At 61.5% G+C, this 15219-nt stretch carries 13 protein-coding genes; 6 read left to right on the top strand and 7 right to left on the bottom strand.

Going from position 1 to position 15219, the window contains the following annotated elements:
- Window position 1 precedes the first annotated feature (1 nt).
- Together accC and accB are read right to left on the bottom strand one after the other, a co-directional pair.
- Window positions 2–1354: an acetyl-CoA carboxylase biotin carboxylase subunit gene (gene accC, locus Q1A91_RS20775; RefSeq protein WP_299882197.1), complete on the bottom strand. Its 1353-nt coding sequence runs from the start codon at window positions 1352–1354 to the stop codon at window positions 2–4.
- An 11-nt stretch (window positions 1355–1365) separates the two neighbouring features.
- Window positions 1366–1872 carry an acetyl-CoA carboxylase biotin carboxyl carrier protein gene (accB, locus tag Q1A91_RS20770; protein WP_299882195.1) on the bottom strand — a complete coding sequence of 169 codons (507 nt, stop codon included), beginning with the start codon at window positions 1870–1872 and terminating at the stop codon, window positions 1366–1368.
- Between the two features lie 137 nt (window positions 1873–2009).
- Between accB and Q1A91_RS20765 the strand changes: the two genes are divergently transcribed.
- Window positions 2010–3488: an AMP-binding protein gene (locus tag Q1A91_RS20765; RefSeq protein WP_299882193.1), complete on the top strand. Its 1479-nt coding sequence runs from the start codon at window positions 2010–2012 to the stop codon at window positions 3486–3488.
- Between the two features lie 101 nt (window positions 3489–3589).
- Here Q1A91_RS20765 and Q1A91_RS20760 read toward each other — a convergent pair whose 3' ends face one another.
- From Q1A91_RS20760 to Q1A91_RS20740, 5 genes are all read right to left on the bottom strand, one after another.
- Window positions 3590–4342, bottom strand: a complete 753-nt coding sequence (locus Q1A91_RS20760; protein ID WP_299882191.1) for an ABC transporter ATP-binding protein — start codon at window positions 4340–4342, stop codon at window positions 3590–3592.
- A 27-nt stretch (window positions 4343–4369) separates the two neighbouring features.
- Window positions 4370–5134: an ABC transporter ATP-binding protein gene (locus tag Q1A91_RS20755; protein ID WP_299882189.1), complete on the bottom strand. Its 765-nt coding sequence runs from the start codon at window positions 5132–5134 to the stop codon at window positions 4370–4372.
- 12 nt (window positions 5135–5146) lie between these two features.
- Window positions 5147–6346, bottom strand: coding sequence for a branched-chain amino acid ABC transporter permease (locus Q1A91_RS20750; RefSeq protein ID WP_299882187.1), 1200 nt, complete (start codon window positions 6344–6346; stop codon window positions 5147–5149).
- Between the two features lie 4 nt (window positions 6347–6350).
- Window positions 6351–7382 (bottom strand): branched-chain amino acid ABC transporter permease, encoded by a 1032-nt coding sequence (locus tag Q1A91_RS20745; RefSeq protein WP_299882185.1) that lies wholly within the window; start codon window positions 7380–7382, stop codon window positions 6351–6353.
- Window positions 7383–7497: 115 nt separating this feature from the next.
- Entirely contained in the window at window positions 7498–8844 is a 1347-nt protein-coding gene (locus Q1A91_RS20740; RefSeq protein WP_299882183.1) for a substrate-binding protein, read from the bottom strand.
- A gap of 230 nt (window positions 8845–9074) precedes the next feature.
- Here Q1A91_RS20740 and Q1A91_RS20735 point away from each other — a divergent pair, with 230 nt between their 5' ends.
- The 5 genes from Q1A91_RS20735 (at window position 9075) to Q1A91_RS20715 (ending at window position 15211) form a co-directional block, all read left to right on the top strand.
- Complete coding sequence (locus Q1A91_RS20735) at window positions 9075–10370, top strand: short-chain fatty acyl-CoA regulator family protein (RefSeq protein ID WP_299882181.1); 1296 nt, start codon at window positions 9075–9077, stop codon at window positions 10368–10370.
- A gap of 120 nt (window positions 10371–10490) precedes the next feature.
- Window positions 10491–10856 carry a response regulator transcription factor gene (locus tag Q1A91_RS20730; RefSeq protein ID WP_299882178.1) on the top strand — a complete coding sequence of 122 codons (366 nt, stop codon included), beginning with the start codon at window positions 10491–10493 and terminating at the stop codon, window positions 10854–10856.
- Window positions 10853–11128 (top strand): hypothetical protein, encoded by a 276-nt coding sequence (locus tag Q1A91_RS20725; protein ID WP_299882176.1) that lies wholly within the window; start codon window positions 10853–10855, stop codon window positions 11126–11128. The genes Q1A91_RS20730 and Q1A91_RS20725 overlap by 4 nt, the downstream gene beginning before the upstream one ends.
- Window positions 11128–13863 carry an ATP-binding protein gene (locus Q1A91_RS20720; RefSeq protein ID WP_299882174.1) on the top strand — a complete coding sequence of 912 codons (2736 nt, stop codon included), beginning with the start codon at window positions 11128–11130 and terminating at the stop codon, window positions 13861–13863. Before Q1A91_RS20725 ends, Q1A91_RS20720 begins: the two co-directional genes overlap by 1 nt.
- 64 nt (window positions 13864–13927) lie before the next feature.
- Window positions 13928–15211, top strand: coding sequence for a FliM/FliN family flagellar motor C-terminal domain-containing protein (locus Q1A91_RS20715; RefSeq protein ID WP_299882172.1), 1284 nt, complete (start codon window positions 13928–13930; stop codon window positions 15209–15211).
- The last annotated feature ends 8 nt before the right edge of the window (window positions 15212–15219 follow it).

The raw sequence follows: 15219 nt of genomic DNA, 5'->3' as shown, positions 1-15219 counted from the left end.
CTCAGCTGTCGCTCAGGTTGGTTTCCAGCCAGTGTTCCAGCCAGTGGATGTTGTAGCTGCCGCGCTGAACGGCTTCCTCGGCCAGCAGGGCGTGGAACAGGGGGACGGTGGTGTCGACACCGTCCACAATCAGCTCTCCCAAGGCGCGCGCCAGACGCGCCAGCGCTTCCGGGCGGTCGCGGCCGTGCACGATCAATTTGCCGATCAGGCTGTCGTAGTAGGGCGGGATTTTGTAGCCGTCATAAAGCGCGCTGTCCATCCGCACACCCAGCCCACCGGGCGTGTGATACTGCGTGATCGTGCCGGGACAGGGCGAGAAGCTGGGCAGTTTTTCCGCGTTGATGCGGACTTCGATGGCGTGGCCGTTGATCTCAAGCGTATCCTGCTCAAACGTCATATCAAGGCCGGAGGCCACGCGGATCTGTTCGCGCACCAGATCGACACCAAAGATGGCTTCGGTCACCGGGTGTTCGACCTGAAGGCGGGTGTTCATTTCGATGAAGTAGAACTCACCGTTCTCATACAGGAATTCGATGGTGCCCGCGCCGATGTAATTGATGTCCGCCATGGCATCCGCGCAGGTCTTGCCGATGCGGGCGCGCTCTTCGGCGGTGATGGAGGGGCCGGGGGCTTCCTCAAACACCTTCTGGTGGCGGCGCTGGAGGGAGCAATCGCGTTCCCCCAGATGCACCGCGCGGCCTTTGCCATCGCCAAACACCTGAATTTCGATGTGGCGCGGGGTGGTGAGGTATTTCTCGATATAGACTTCGTCATTGCCGAAGTTGGATTTGCCTTCGGCACGCGCGGTCTGGAAGGCTTTTTCCATCTCTGCGGCGTTCTGGGCCACCTTCATGCCCTTGCCACCGCCACCTGCCGTGGCTTTGATGATCACCGGGTAGCCAATCTCATCGCCGAGGCTCTTCGCCTCTTCCAGTGTCGCGACGCCGCCTTCGGAGCCGGGCACGCAGGGCACGCCGAGCTTCTTCATGGTGTCCTTGGCGGTGATCTTGTCGCCCATCACGCGGATATGTTCTGCCGTGGGGCCGATGAAGGTCAGGCCATGATCTTCGATCACCTGCACGAACTGGGCATTTTCACTCAGAAAGCCATAGCCGGGGTGGATTGCTTCGGCACCCGTGATCTCACAGGCCGCGATGATCGAGGGGATCGACAGGTACGACTGGGCCGAGGAGGGCGGCCCGATGCAGACGCTTTCGTCCGCCATGCGCACGTGCATCGCGTCGCTGTCGGCCGTGGAATGCACCGCGACGGACTGGATGCCCATCTCACGCGCCGCGCGGATCACGCGCAGGGCGATCTCTCCGCGGTTGGCGACCAGAATTTTGTTGAACATCCCCGGGCCCCTTATTCGATGATCACCAAAGGTGCGCCGAATTCGACGGCATCGCCGTCTCCGACAAGGATGCGCTTGATCGTGCCGGACCGTGGGGCAGGGATGTGGTTCATGGTTTTCATGGCTTCCACGATCAGCAGGGTATCGCCTTCGCCGATGCTGGCACCAACGCTGATGAAAGACGGCGCGCCGGGTTCGGCCTGCATGTAGACCGTCCCCACCATCGGGGAGGTGACCGCACCGGGATGGGCTGCTGGATCGTCACCGCCGCCTTCGGCCGGGGCCGGGCTGGCCATGGCCGCAGGGGCCGGAGAGGCCATGGGCGCGGGTGCGGCCTGTTGCGCGGGCATCTGGGCGGCGACCACCTGTTGCGGTGGCTTGCGGCTGACGCGCACATTCAGGCTGTCGCTTTCCGCGTAGTCGCGTTTGACCTGCAATTCGGTCAGATCATTTTCGTTGAGCAATTCCGCGAGAGCGCGGATAAAGGCCACATCAGCGTCATGGGTGTTTTTTGGCATGGGTCCTCGACGTTTCCTCGGCTCCGGTGTGACCGGGTGCACGTTTTTTTCGCTTATATGTCATGGGACATAGCAATGAAAGTGGGGAGTTGAAGGGGGAAAATGATGCACAAGGATGCAATGGGGCGGAGGCTGCGATGAATTTGGCGCAATGGCTGGTGCGGCGTGCGGCGGTTTCACCGACAGCGCCGGCCTTGTTTTCAGGCATCACTCAGGTGTCGGATTATGCCCGTTTTGCCGCCCGCGCCCGGTCGGTGGCGGCGGGATTGCAGGCGCGTGGTGTGCAGCCGGGGCAGCGGGTGGCACTGCTGATGCGCAATGATCCGGCTTATCTGGTGGCGCTCTATGGCATCTGGATGGCCGGGGCGGCTGCGGTGCCGATCAACGCAAAGCTTCATGCGCGTGAAGTGGCACATATCTTGCAGGATGCGGGTGTTGCGCTGGTTTTTGCCTCCCCCGGCCTCGACCAGCATGTTGCGGGCGTTCCGGTCGTGATCACCCCCGGTGCGGATTTTGAGCGGTTCTGCGCCACTGGACCGATTGAACAGATCGCAGCGCGCGCGGCAGATGATCTGGCGTGGCTTTTCTATACATCGGGCACCACGGGTACACCCAAAGGTGTGATGATCACCCACGGCATGCTGATGGCGATGGCGTTGAGTTATGGTGTGGATGTCGACCCGGTCTCGGGCGAGGATGCAGCGCTTTATGCCGCACCCATGAGCCATGGTGCAGGGCTGTATAACCTGATGCACGTCCATGCCGGGGCGCGGCATGTCTGCCCGCAGAGCGGTGGATTTGACCCGGCGGAGGTGCTGATGCTGGCCGCGCATCACGGACGGGTGCATATGTTTGCCGCACCGACGATGGTCAAACGTCTGACCGATCATGCGCGCGCCGCTGGTGCAACAGGAGAAGGGCTGCGGACGGTCGTTTACGGCGGGGGCCCGATGTATGTGGCGGACATCTGCGATGCGGTGGATCACTTCGGCCCGGTTTTCGTGCAGATCTACGGTCAGGGCGAATGCCCGATGGCGATCTCTGTGCTCAGCCGCGCGGAGGTCGCGGACCGAAGTCGGCCGGGATGGCAGGCCCGTCTGGGGTCCGTGGGCCGCGCGCAGGCCGCTGTCGAAGTGCGGATTGAAGGCGCTGCTGCGCCCGGTGATGTGGGAGAGATCATGGTGCGCGGCGCGCCCGTGATGCCGGGGTATTGGAACAACCCCGAGGCCACCGCGCAGACCTTGCAAGACGGCTGGCTGCGGACCGGGGACATGGGGTTCCTGGATGCGGCGGGGTATCTGACCTTGCAGGACCGGAGCAAGGATTTGATCATCACCGGGGGCAGCAACGTCTATCCGCGTGAGGTTGAAGAAGTGTTGTTGCAGCACGCTGATGTGGCGGAGGTGTCGGTCGTCGGCCGTCCGCATGCGGAGTGGGGCGAAGAGGTTGTGGCTTTTGTTGTGGGAGAGGCTGCGGAGGTCGAGCTGGACGCGCTCTGTCTGTCGCAGATTGCGCGGTTCAAGCGGCCCAAGGCCTATCTGCGGGTGGAGAGCTTGCCGAAGAACAACTACGGCAAGGTGCTGAAGACAGAGCTGCGCAAGTTATTGGCGGATTGAGCCGCAAAGGTCGCGGAAAATTCAAATTTTCCGGTTCGGAATTTTTGAAAATTCCGGGGCAGGCAGCGGACGTCACCTTCAGCAACGCCCGCCCCGCTTCGTCAGATGGCGAGGTATTCCGCGCGCAACTCTTCGTTGTCCAGCACCTCTTGCGCGGTGCCGTCAAAGACAATCCCGCCCGTATCCAGAATCACTGCACGGTCCGCCAATTGCAGCGCACGGACCGCGTTCTGTTCCACCAGAATGGTCGTGATCCCCTGATCCTTGATGATCCCAAGCGTCTTTTCGATCTCATCCACGATCACCGGGGCCAGCCCTTCGTAAGGCTCATCCAGCAGCAGCACCTTGATGTCACGCGCCAGCGCGCGGGCAATGGCGAGCATCTGTTGTTCGCCGCCTGAAAGGGTCGTGCCTTCCTGGTTCTTGCGTTCGCCCAGACGGGGGAACAGCTGATAGAGCCGTTCCAGTGACCAGCCCACAGGCGGCGCGATCTGGGCGAGCTTGAGGTTTTCCTCAACCGTCAGTCCCGGAATGATCCGGCGGTCTTCGGGAACAAGGCCCAGACCCGCCTGTGACGCCTCATGCGCCTGCATCTTGTGGAGCGGCTGGTGGTCCAGCCAAATCTCCCCATGGCGGGCTTCCGGTTCGGCCAGTCGGGCAATCGCGCGCAGGGTGGAGGTCTTGCCCGCACCATTGCGGCCCAGCAGGGCGAGGATTTCGCCCTCATGGACGTTAAAGCTGATGCCCTGCACGATGTAGCTTTCGCCGTAGTAGGCCTCAAGGTCCCAGACCGACAGATAGGCCGGCGCAGTGGCGGCGTGGTTGGCGTTGCGGTCGAGCGTTTGGGTATTCATATCATGCGTTCCTTCACAAAGGCGGCGTTAAGCGGCGTCCTGGGTTTCACCCAGATAGGCTTCGCGCACCTTGGGATGCCCTTTGATGTTGTCGGGGGTGTCTTCGACCAGCGGCGTGCCCTGCGCCAGCACCGTGATGCGTTCCGCAAGGGAGAAGACCACGTGCATGTCATGCTCAATGATGGCGATGGTGATGTCACGCTCTTCCTTGATCTGCTTGAGGAGGTCGATGGTGTTGTTGGTATCGGCCCGCGCCATCCCGGCGGTGGGTTCATCCAGCAGCAGCAGGCGCGGGTCCTGCGCCAGGCACATCGCAATCTCCAGACGACGTTTGTCACCGCGCGACATGGATGCTGCATTCATTTCGCGCTTGTCGATCAGCTTCATCTCTTCGAGCATGTGTTCGGCTTTGCCCAGGATGTCCTTTTCGTTGTCGATGCCTTCGATGGCGTGCATGCGGAACGCCCCGTCGCGTTTGGCGAAACAGGGGATCAGCATGTTTTCCAGCACCGTCAGATCGCCGAAGATTTCCGGTGTCTGAAAGACGCGGGAAATGCCCATCTGGTTGATCTCATAGGGTTTGCGCCCCAGCACCGATTGCCCGTCAAACATGACCGACCCGGTATCCGGAATGAGCTTGCCCACCAGACAATTGAGCAGCGTGGATTTGCCCGCCCCGTTGGGGCCGATGATCGCGTGGACAGAGTTTTCCGCCACACTCAGGTTCACGTCTCCGAGCGCCTGAAGGCCCCCAAACCGCTTGCCGACGTTCTTTACTTCGAGAATAGCCATGGGTTGTTCTCCTTATTCAGCAGGGGTTTTTGAGCCATCGGGTGAGCTGTCCGACGGTTTCTTGCGGCCAAACAGCCGCCCGATGCGCTGGCCGCCTTCGACAAGGCCGCCGGGCAGGAAGATCACCACCAGCATGAAGATGATGCCAAGCGTGAGGTGCCAGCCTTTGCCCACGAAGGGATAGATCATCGTGACCAGCAGGTCTTCTATCCCATCAGGCATGAAGGCAAACCATTGCTCCAACACGCCCTTGTTGATCTTGGAGACGATGTTTTCCATGTATTTGATCAGACCCGCGCCGAGCACTGGACCAATCAGCGTGCCTGCACCGCCGAGGATCGTCATCAGCACAACTTCGCCTGATGCCGTCCAGAACATCCGTTCCGCGCCCACCTGCGTGTCCATTGCCACCAGCAGACCACCCGCAAGACCGGCATACATGCCGGAGATCACAAAGGCCGCCAGCGTGTAGGGTTTTGAATTGAGGCCGGTGTAGTTCATCCGCTGCTGATTGGATTTGACCGCCCGCAGCATCATCCCGAAAGGCGACCGGAAGATACGGATCGACATATAGAAGGCGATCAGCATGACAATCGCGGCGATGTAGTAGCCGGCGTTGAAGGTAAACACCCAGTTGCCCATCACCAGTTCCGAACTGGCGCGCATGTCCAGACCAAAGAGGTTGGCCCGCGGCGACTGACCTGCTTCCAGTGCGCCATCAAGGATGCGCGGATCGGTGTACTTGGGCTGAAGTCCGGTTTCGCCACCGGTGATCGGCGTCAGCACCGAATAGGCCAGCGCATAGGACATCTGCGCAAAGGCCAGCGTCAGGATGGAGAAGTAGATGCCCGAGCGGCGCAGGGAAATCCAGCCGACGAGCAGCGCGAAGAGGCCCGCAATCACGATGGAGACCACGATGGCCGGGATCACGTTCATTGTTAGCAGCTTCATCATCCAGATTGCCGCATAGGACCCCACACCGAGGAAAGCGGCGTGGCCGAAGCTGAGATAGCCGGTCAGGCCAAACAGGATGTTGAACCCGATCGCGAAGATGCCAAAGATCACCAGACGCTGCATCAGGTCGGGGTATCCTGCGTTGAACTGCGCCATGGCGGACCCTTCAGGGAAGGGATTGAGGATGAAGGGAGCAGCCATCGTCAGGATCGCGACGATGATCAGCAGGCCGAAGTCTTTTTTGTTCAGTCCAAGCATTGTCTTACTCCTCCATCACGCCTTTGCGGCCCATCAGGCCACGGGGACGGGTCAGCAGAATGATAATTGCCACCAGATAGATGATGACCTGATTGATGCCGGGGATCAGCTCCAGCACCACCGCCATGGAGGCGAAGCTTTCCAGAATGCCCAGAAGGAAGCCTGCAAGCACCGCACCGGGCAGCGATCCCATGCCGCCGACGACAACCACCACGAAGCTGAGGACAAGGAAATCCATGCCCATGTGATAGTTGGGAGAGTTGATCGGCGCATACATCACGCCCGCCAGCCCTGCGACCGCGGCCGCGATGCCGAACATGATGGTGAAACGCTTGTCGATGTTGATGCCCAGAAGGCCGACGGTCTCACGGTCTGCCATGCCTGCGCGGACCACCATGCCGAAGGTGGTGAATTGCAGGAAGGCAAAGACCGCACCGATGATCACAGCGGCGAAAGCAAAGTATACAAGCCGCCAGTAGGGATAGATGATCGTATTGGGATCGAAACCCATCATCGCGCCAAAGTCGAAAGAGCCACGGAAGGCGTCAGGTGCGGGTGTCGGGATCGGGTTGGCGCCGTAGTAGTATTTGATCACTTCCTGCAAAACGATGGCGAGGCCAAAGGTCACGAGGATCTGGTCTGCGTGGGGGCGTTTGTAGAAGTGTTTGATCAACCCGCGCTCCATGATGAAGCCGATGCCGACCATGACGGGGATGGACACAATGAGGGACAGGGGGACGGCCCAGTCGATGATGGCGTCTCCGGTCGCCTGCCCAAACAGGTCGTAGATATAGGGGACCTCGATCTTGGCGGGGTTGCCAAGGAAGTCGGTCTTGTTTTCGTCGATGACCGTGTGGCTCAACGTCAGAAATTTGCTGAACGTCACAGCACAGAAGGCGCCGATCATGAACAAGGCGCCATGCGCGAAGTTCACAACACCCAAGGTCCCGAAGATCAGCGTCAACCCCAGCGCGATGAGCGCATAGGCTGAGCCTTTGTCCAGGCCGTTGAGGATTTGCAGGATAATTGCGTCCATTGAGTGGGTGCCCCCGTCACTTGCGCATCCCCGTTGCGGAATGCGGCGTCAGGCCATTTGGCCAAAATGGCAGGGCGGCGGTGGTGCCGCCCTGCGATCTGTCTTGGATGTGCGCTTAGGCGCCCGGGTTACATGTTCCCAGTGAACCACCCGCCATCTGTGGGTGATCGGGGTCATAGGTCACCTGCTCAACAGGTGTGACTTCCACGATTTCCAGCAGGTCGAATTCGGACTCCGGGTTCTCTTTGCCCTTCACGACCAGCACGTCCTTGAAGCACTGGTGATCCGCGCCACGGTAGAGTGTTGGACCGTTGCCCATGCCGTCGAACTCAAAGTCTTCCAGCGCTTCGACAACCGCACAGGGGTTGAAGGAGCCCGCACGCTCAACCGCGTCTGCATAGAGCAGCGCCTGAACGTAGCAGGTGTGCGCCGCCTGTGAGGGTGGGAAGCCGTATTTGGTGCCGAAGGATTTCACGAAGGCTTTGGAGCCTTCATCCGTCAGGGACCAGTGCCAGTTGGTGGAGCCGAAGATGCCCTTCACGTTGGCGCCCGCACCCTTCGCCATCAGGCGGGAGTAGAGAGGCACGACGATCTGGAAGTCTTTGCCGTTGACCTGCTTGTCGCGCAGACCGAACTGAACGGCGTTGGTCAGGGAGTTCACCATGTTGCCGCCGTAGTGGTTCAGAACCAGTGTGTCGGCGCCGGACTGGAGCACAGGTGCGATATAGGCAGAGAAGTCTGTCTGTGTCAGCGGTGTCTTCACCGCATTTACAGTTTCCCAACCCATGGCTTCCGTGGAGGAACGCACGGCTTCTTCTGTGGTGTAGCCCCAGTTGTAGTCCGCCGTCAGGTGGTATGCCTTCCGGTCGGTGCCGTAGGCGTTGGCCAGTACGGGCGCAAGTGCCGCACCGGACATGTAGGAGTTGAAGAAGTGGCGGAAACCGTTGGCCCGCTTGTCTTTACCCGTTGTGTCGTTGGAGTGGGTCAGACCCGCCATGAAGATCACGCCTGCCTCCTGGCAGAGCGCCTGCACAGCCACAGCCACACCAGAGGAGGAGCCACCGGTGATCATCACCGCGCCGTCTTTTTCGATCATGGACTTGGCGGATGCGCGGGCTGCGTCCGACTTGGTCTGCGTGTCGCCCGTGACATACTCGACCTTCTTGCCGAGGATACCGTTGCCTTGCAGCGCCTTGGAGCTGAAGGTGTTCATCAGGCCGCCGTCGCCGCCACCGTTCAGGTGCTCGACCGCCAGCTCATAGGCGCGCAGTTCGTCTGCACCTTCGTCCGCATAAGGACCGGACTGGGGCACGTTGAAGCCCAGTGTCACGGTGCTGCCGGTGGGCGCGTTGGTGAAACCTGAATGGCCGTCGGCGCGCAGATACGTGGGCAGTGTGAGGCCCGCGCTTGCCGCCGCACCGGTCTTCATCAGACCACGACGGGTCAGTTTTGAAAATGACATAAAGTCCTCCCGATTGATTAACTGAGCAAAGGTCCCTCCCTGGGCCGATGCAACAGACACTATTGTGCAAAGACATCTTCGGTGGGTTGTGAAAATGGTTCAATAACCCCCTTGATCTGAAAGATTATTCTGTAAATATCTTGTCAGAACTTTTGCGGAGCTTGTAAATTTCATGATACTGCGTTGCAGAAACCTGTTGAATTTCTGTTGTTTTGGTCGGAGTGCACCTGATGGCTGTTGAAACGCTGACCGGTAGCCGCATCCGCGAACGTCGTGTGATTGCAGGCCTCAAGCAGGCCGAACTTGCCCGCGACATCGGCATTTCCGCAAGTTACCTCAATCTGATCGAACACAACCGGCGCAGAATCGGCGGCAAGCTTTTACTGTCGATTGCCCAGCGTCTGGGAACGGAGGCGCAGACGCTGACCGAAGGGGCAGAAGCTGCGCTGATCGCGACGCTGCGGGAAGCCGCGGTTGAGGCCGGTCTGACCGGGCCGGAGGCTGCGCAGGCGGAGGATTTTGCCGGCCGTTTCCCCGGCTGGGCGGATGTGCTGGCCGGGACACGCAGGCGGGTTGCTGCCCTGGAAGAGACCATCGAAGCCCTCAGCGACCGTTTGGCGCATGACCCGCATCTGGCCGCATCCATGCACGAGTTGCTGACAACGGCGGCCTCCATCCGTTCCACTGCCGCCATTCTGGCAGAGACGAAGACGCTGCAACCGGAATGGCGCAGCCGGTTTCATGCCAACATCAACGAAGACAGCCGCCGCTTGTCCGAAAGCGCGGAGGCGCTGTTGGGCCATTTGAATGTGGAGGCCGACGCGGCGGATGCAGCGGGCTCCCCGCAGGAGGAGGTGGAGGCGTTTCTCACCCGTCACGCCTACCGCTTTGACGTGCTGGAAAGGGCCGGTGACACCACCGACGCGTTGAAGCAGGTGATTGAAGAGGCCGCAGACCTGCGCTCTCAGGCGTCCCGCTTCATTGCCGCGCGGGTGCTGGAGATGATCTCTCAGGACGCGCAGGCGTTGCCGATGCAGGACGTGCAGGGGGCGATTGAAACCCATGGCACGGATCCGATGACAGTGGCGCGCCGTCTGGGGCAGCCGGTGGGGCGGGTTCTGCGACGGATGGCGGCCTTGCCTGATCTGGGTGCGGGACTGGTGGTCTGCGACCGGGCGGGCACCGTGATTTTTCGCAAATCGGTCGAGGGGTTCACGGTGCCGCGGCATGGCGCGTGCTGCCCGCTTTGGCCTCTGTTCGCGGCTTTGGCCCAACCGGGCACAGTGCTGTCGGAAAAGGTCAATCAGGTCGGCCGGGCCGAAGCGGGTTTTGTCAGCTATGCGACGGCAGAGGCCGCAACACCGTCGGGATACAATTCCGTACCGCTCGTGCAGGGGGTGATGCTGCTGTTGCCTGCCGCACCGGATGGGGCTGCCTCGCGCAAGGTGGGCTCAACCTGCCGCGTGTGCCCGCAGGAGGGCTGCGTTGCCCGCCGGGAGCCTTCCATCATGAGCACCGGCATTTGACCGCGCTGACGCAAAAGCCACGTCAGCTTTGACAGCGTAAGCGTTCCGGTGCATCGTCCTTTTGTGCGCGGCACGCCCCGACAGAGGGTGGCAGGACACACGCGAGGGGAGGCGCGGCGGATGAAGCATGTGGTGCTTGTGGAGGACGAGTTAAACATCGCCGAAGCGATCCGTTTTCTGCTGTCAAATGAAGGCTGGCGGGTGGAGACGCTGGCGAATGGGTCCAATGCGGTCGATGTGATCCGCAATGCGGGTCCCGATCTGGTGATGCTGGATGTCATGCTGCCGGGTAAAAGTGGCTTTGAGATCCTGCATGATCTGCGCGCGGATCCGGCGATGATGGAATTGCCGGTGCTGATGCTGACAGCGCGGGGACAGCGCAGTGACCGGGAACTGGCAGAGAAAGCGGGCGTGAGCCGTTTCATGACCAAGCCCTTTTCCAATGCTGAGATGCTCGATGCTGTGCGCGAGCTGACGGCGACATGACGGGCGAACCTGAGCCGGTTGCGCCGCCGATCTTTCTGGAACGGCGCAGCTACCGCCGCCGCCGTTTGTGGGACGCGGTGCGGCTCTTGCCGTTTCTGGGCGCGGTGTTGTGGATGGTGCCCCTGATGTGGCCGATGCCGGACGGGGCTGACGGGCAGGGGGTCAGCACGTCATCCGCGCTTTTGTACATCTTTGCGGTCTGGGTCTTTCTTGCCTTTGTCGCGCGGCTTTTGTGGCGCGGGACGTCCCAGACGGCGGATCCGCCTGACTGATGGTGACCCTCAATCAGCTGGTCTTTGTCTGCCTCGCCTATGTTGTGGGGCTGTTTGCGGTGGCGTTCTGGGCGGAACGCGCTGCCATTCGCGGCAGGGGCAACCGCTGGCTGCGCTCCCCCATGGTCTATACGCTGTCACTCTCGATCTATTGCACGGCCTGGACGTTTTACGGCGCGGTTGGATATGCGGCGCGCTCCGGTCTGGAATATCTGACGATCTATCTTGGACCATCACTGGTGATGATTGGCTGGTGGTGGATCTTGCGCCGCCTCGTCCGTATTGGCCGCAGCCAGCGGGTCACGTCGATCGCGGATCTGATTTCCTCCCGGTTCGGCAAGTCGAATACGCTGGCGGTGGTGGTCACGGTGATGGCGGTCATCGGGGTGACGCCCTACATCGCGTTGCAGCTGCAATCGGTTGTGCTGTCATTGGCCATCTTTGCTGCACCTGATCCCCTGCTTGCCGTTGGCGAAGACGGTGGGTTCAACAAGGGGCAGGCGGCATTCTGGGTGGCTGCCGGTCTTGCGGTGTTTACCCTGCTTTTCGGCACGCGGAACCTGAACGTCAACGAACGCCACCACGGTGTGGTGATCGCGGTCGCGGTTGAAGCCGTGGTGAAGCTTTTTGCGCTGATTGCGGTTGGCTCTTTTGTGGTCTGGGGACTTGCGGGAGGGCTGGGCGAGACGATGGCGCGGATTGATGCCTCCGCCATTGGCCGCTGGGAAGTTGAAGGCGGGCGTTGGGTGGCGCTGACCATGGTCTCGGCAGCGGCGTTCTTGTGCCTGCCGCGGATGTTTCAGGTCATGGTGGTTGAGAACGATGAGGAACGGCACCTGCAAATCGCGTCATGGGCCTTTCCGCTCTACCTCGTGCTGATTTCCCTCTTTGTGGTGCCGATTGCGGTGATCGGGCTGGACCTGATGCCCGCAGGGTCGAACCCGGATCTGTTCGTGTTGTCCCTGCCGCTGAGCCAGGGGCAGAACGGGTTGGCGATGCTCGCCTTTCTAGGCGGATTTTCTTCAGCCACGTCGATGGTGATCGTGGCCACGCTGGCGCTGAGCACGATGGTCAGCAACCACATTGTGATGCCGATCTGGCTCAACGCCGGGTCAAGCGGTGCGGTGCAATCTGGCGACGTGCGCGCGGTTGTGATCCGCGCGCGGCGGTTGTCGGTCCTGCTGATCATCGGGTTTGGGTTTCTCTATTACCGTGTGTCGGGCGGCAGCAGCGCACTGGCGGCCATTGGCACAATCTCTTTTGGCGGGGTCGCGCAGTTCCTGCCGGCGCTTCTGGGGGGTATCTTCTGGCGCGGCGGGACTCGGGCCGGGGCACTGGCGGGGCTGGGCGTGGGGTTCAGCCTTTGGGTCTTCACCATGTTGCTGCCCAGCTTCGGGCAGGGCGCTGCCTTGTCCGTCGCGACATTTGAACAGGGGGTTCTGGGGCTGGGCTGGCTGCGGCCGCAGGCCTTGTTCGGGGTTACCGGTCTTGATCCGACGGTGCATGCTGTTTTCTGGAGCGTCGGTTTGAACGCGCTGAGCTTCATTGTCGTGTCTTTGGTTACTTTCCCGGACCCGATTGAACGCCTGCAAGGCGCGCAGTTTGTGAATGTGCTGGAGCACGCAGGGCCAGCGCGTGGCTGGACAGCGACACTGGCGGGCAGCGAAGATCTGATGATCATGTCGCAGCGTATCCTTGGCGCTTCCGAGGCGCAGGCGTTTTTTGCTAGCCACGCGCGCGCGCAGGGGTTGCCGGGGGATCTGCCGGAACCCACGTCAGATTTCGTGCAGGCGCTGGAGCGGGAGCTGGCCGCTTCGGTTGGCGCTGCGACGGCCCATGCGATGGTGTCCCAGATCGTCGGCGGCACGTCTGTCTCGGTGCAGGATCTGATGGCGGTGGCGGACGAATCGGCACAGATGCTTGAGTATTCGAGCCAGCTGGAAGCAAAATCGCGCGAGCTGTCCGCCACAGCGGCGCAACTGCGCTCCGCCAATGAGAAGCTGACGCAATTGTCGCTGCAAAAGGACACGTTCCTCAGCCAGATCAGCCATGAACTGCGCACGCCGATGACGTCTATCCGCTCGTTCTCGGAAATCCTGCGGGATGCCGGCAGCATGAGCACGGAGGAAAAGACCCGCTATGCGTCGATCATCCACAGTGAGACCATCCGTCTGACGCGGCTGCTGGATGACCTGCTGGATCTGTCGGTGCTGGAGAATGGGCAGGTCACGCTTTATCCCGCCCAAGGACGGTTGAGCGATGTACTGGACCGCGCGCAGGCGACGGCATTGGCGGGGCAGTCCGATCCGATCCGCGTTGTGCGTGACGATGGGCCGGAGGACATTCACCTGCACACGGATCTTGACCGTCTTGTGCAGGTCTTCATCAACCTCGTGACAAATGCCCACAAATATTGCCGCGCCGATGCGCCGGAACTGCGGATCACCGTGACCCGGCGGCCCGATGATCTTGTCGTTGATTTTGTTGACAACGGTGCAGGCCTGAATGCGGAAGCGCGGGCCGTGATCTTTGAGAAGTTCAGCCGCGTTGCAGGGCAGGACGGCGAAGGGGCAGGGCTTGGCCTCGCGATCTGCCGGGAAGTGATGCTGCGCCTGGGGGGCAGTATCGAATACCTGCCGGGCATGGCGGGCACGGGCTTTCGCGTCACGTTGCCGCTGGAGGCAATCGAGGCCCCTCAAAAACCTGACATCGCAGGGATATCTGCGGCGTCATAAAGCCGTTGGTAACCCAGATCGCCTATCACCGTCCCTTAAGGCCGCCAGTGCCGGGTCGGAGAACATGGGCGAAGAGCACAGTAAGACACAGACAGACCCTGCGGATCAGGCAGGTTTGAAGGGGGGCGGTGCGCCCCCGTCTGCGCTCGTGCGCAAGGCGCATGTCGGGCGGGAAGAGCATCAGGCGCGCGCCATGACGCTGGCCAAGGCACTGCGTCTGACAACAGCCAAGGTTGCGAATGATCTGTTCGACATGGCTTTGGCAGTCATCGGGTTTCGCGCCGAACGCCATGCAGGGGATGCGCTTGCGCCGCTCTTTGACGATACAGGCTTGTTGATGCTGCTTGAAGGCCCGGACCGGCAGCGCGCGGCGGCGGTGATGGACGGTGCTTTGGTCGGGGCGTTGATACAACAGCAGACAATGGGCAAGGTGACGCCAGCGCCGGAGGGGGGCGACACCCGGCGGCTGACCGACACGGATGCCGCCATCTGCGCACCGTTTCTCGATGCGCTGCTGGCTCGTGTGGCTCCCTTGCCTGAAGCGCGGGATGAACAGGCGTTGATCGGGGGATATGCCTTTGGCGCACGCACGCAGGAGCCGCGGTTGCTGTTGATGGCGATGGAAGCGCAAAGCTACAGGGTGCTGCACCTGACAATAGACATCGAAGGGGGCCGCAGGCAGGGGAAACTGATGTTGTGCCTGCCTGAAGGGGCCGCCTTTGCCGGTGCAGACGCGGGCGCGGCAGGTGTTGCGGGGGCAGTGCCTGCGCCAGCAGAGCCGCCTCAGCCCCGGACCTTGACGGAGCCTGTTCTGGCCTTGCAGATCCACCTTCCGGTCGCTCTGACGCGCATCCAACTGCCGCTGAGCCGGTTGAGCACGCTCAAGGTAGGGGATGCGCTGACGTTGGAAAACGCGGATTTCGCCACCACTCGGGTGCTGACCCCGCAGGGAAAGACGCTTGGGTCAGGCAGTCTGGGACAGGTGAACGGGGTCCGTGCGTTGCGGCTTTTGTCCGCCACAGCGGCGCAGAACATGGGCGCGCAGGACATGGGGCAGGGCTTTGGTGACGGGATGCCGAATGGCAGCGGCGGTGATGCGGCAATGCTGGCACTGGACGATCTGGATCCCACGGCGGCGCCGGAAATGGATGCCTTGCCGGATATGCCCGATATGTCGGACCTGCCTGGCTTGGACGATGCGTCTGAACCCGCTGAAAGCGCGTCCCTTCCCGATTTGCCTGAGATGGAGGGGATGCCCGATCTGCCAGATATGTCGGACCTGCCGGAACTGGATGATCTTCCCGACCTTCCCGATTTGCCGGACCTTCCGGATCTGAAAGCCGGCTGACCCCGGCG

The organism is uncultured Sulfitobacter sp., assembly GCF_947500075.1.
GTDB lineage: Bacteria > Pseudomonadota > Alphaproteobacteria > Rhodobacterales > Rhodobacteraceae > Sulfitobacter.
The sequence above is the reverse complement of the archived record's forward strand: the minus strand, read 5'-3'. Positions and strand labels throughout refer to the sequence as shown.

Coding starts and splice junctions, on each gene's coding strand:
- accC (WP_299882197.1), bottom strand. CDS start 1,354: ATGTTCAACAAAATTCTGGTCGCCAACCGCGGAGAGATCGCCCTGCGC.
- accB (WP_299882195.1), bottom strand. CDS start 1,872: ATGCCAAAAAACACCCATGACGCTGATGTGGCCTTTATCCGCGCTCTC.
- Q1A91_RS20765 (WP_299882193.1), top strand. CDS start 2,010: ATGAATTTGGCGCAATGGCTGGTGCGGCGTGCGGCGGTTTCACCGACA.
- Q1A91_RS20760 (WP_299882191.1), bottom strand. CDS start 4,342: ATGAATACCCAAACGCTCGACCGCAACGCCAACCACGCCGCCACTGCG.
- Q1A91_RS20755 (WP_299882189.1), bottom strand. CDS start 5,134: ATGGCTATTCTCGAAGTAAAGAACGTCGGCAAGCGGTTTGGGGGCCTT.
- Q1A91_RS20750 (WP_299882187.1), bottom strand. CDS start 6,346: ATGCTTGGACTGAACAAAAAAGACTTCGGCCTGCTGATCATCGTCGCG.
- Q1A91_RS20745 (WP_299882185.1), bottom strand. CDS start 7,382: ATGGACGCAATTATCCTGCAAATCCTCAACGGCCTGGACAAAGGCTCA.
- Q1A91_RS20740 (WP_299882183.1), bottom strand. CDS start 8,844: ATGTCATTTTCAAAACTGACCCGTCGTGGTCTGATGAAGACCGGTGCG.
- Q1A91_RS20735 (WP_299882181.1), top strand. CDS start 9,075: ATGGCTGTTGAAACGCTGACCGGTAGCCGCATCCGCGAACGTCGTGTG.
- Q1A91_RS20730 (WP_299882178.1), top strand. CDS start 10,491: ATGAAGCATGTGGTGCTTGTGGAGGACGAGTTAAACATCGCCGAAGCG.
- Q1A91_RS20725 (WP_299882176.1), top strand. CDS start 10,853: ATGACGGGCGAACCTGAGCCGGTTGCGCCGCCGATCTTTCTGGAACGG.
- Q1A91_RS20720 (WP_299882174.1), top strand. CDS start 11,128: ATGGTGACCCTCAATCAGCTGGTCTTTGTCTGCCTCGCCTATGTTGTG.
- Q1A91_RS20715 (WP_299882172.1), top strand. CDS start 13,928: ATGGGCGAAGAGCACAGTAAGACACAGACAGACCCTGCGGATCAGGCA.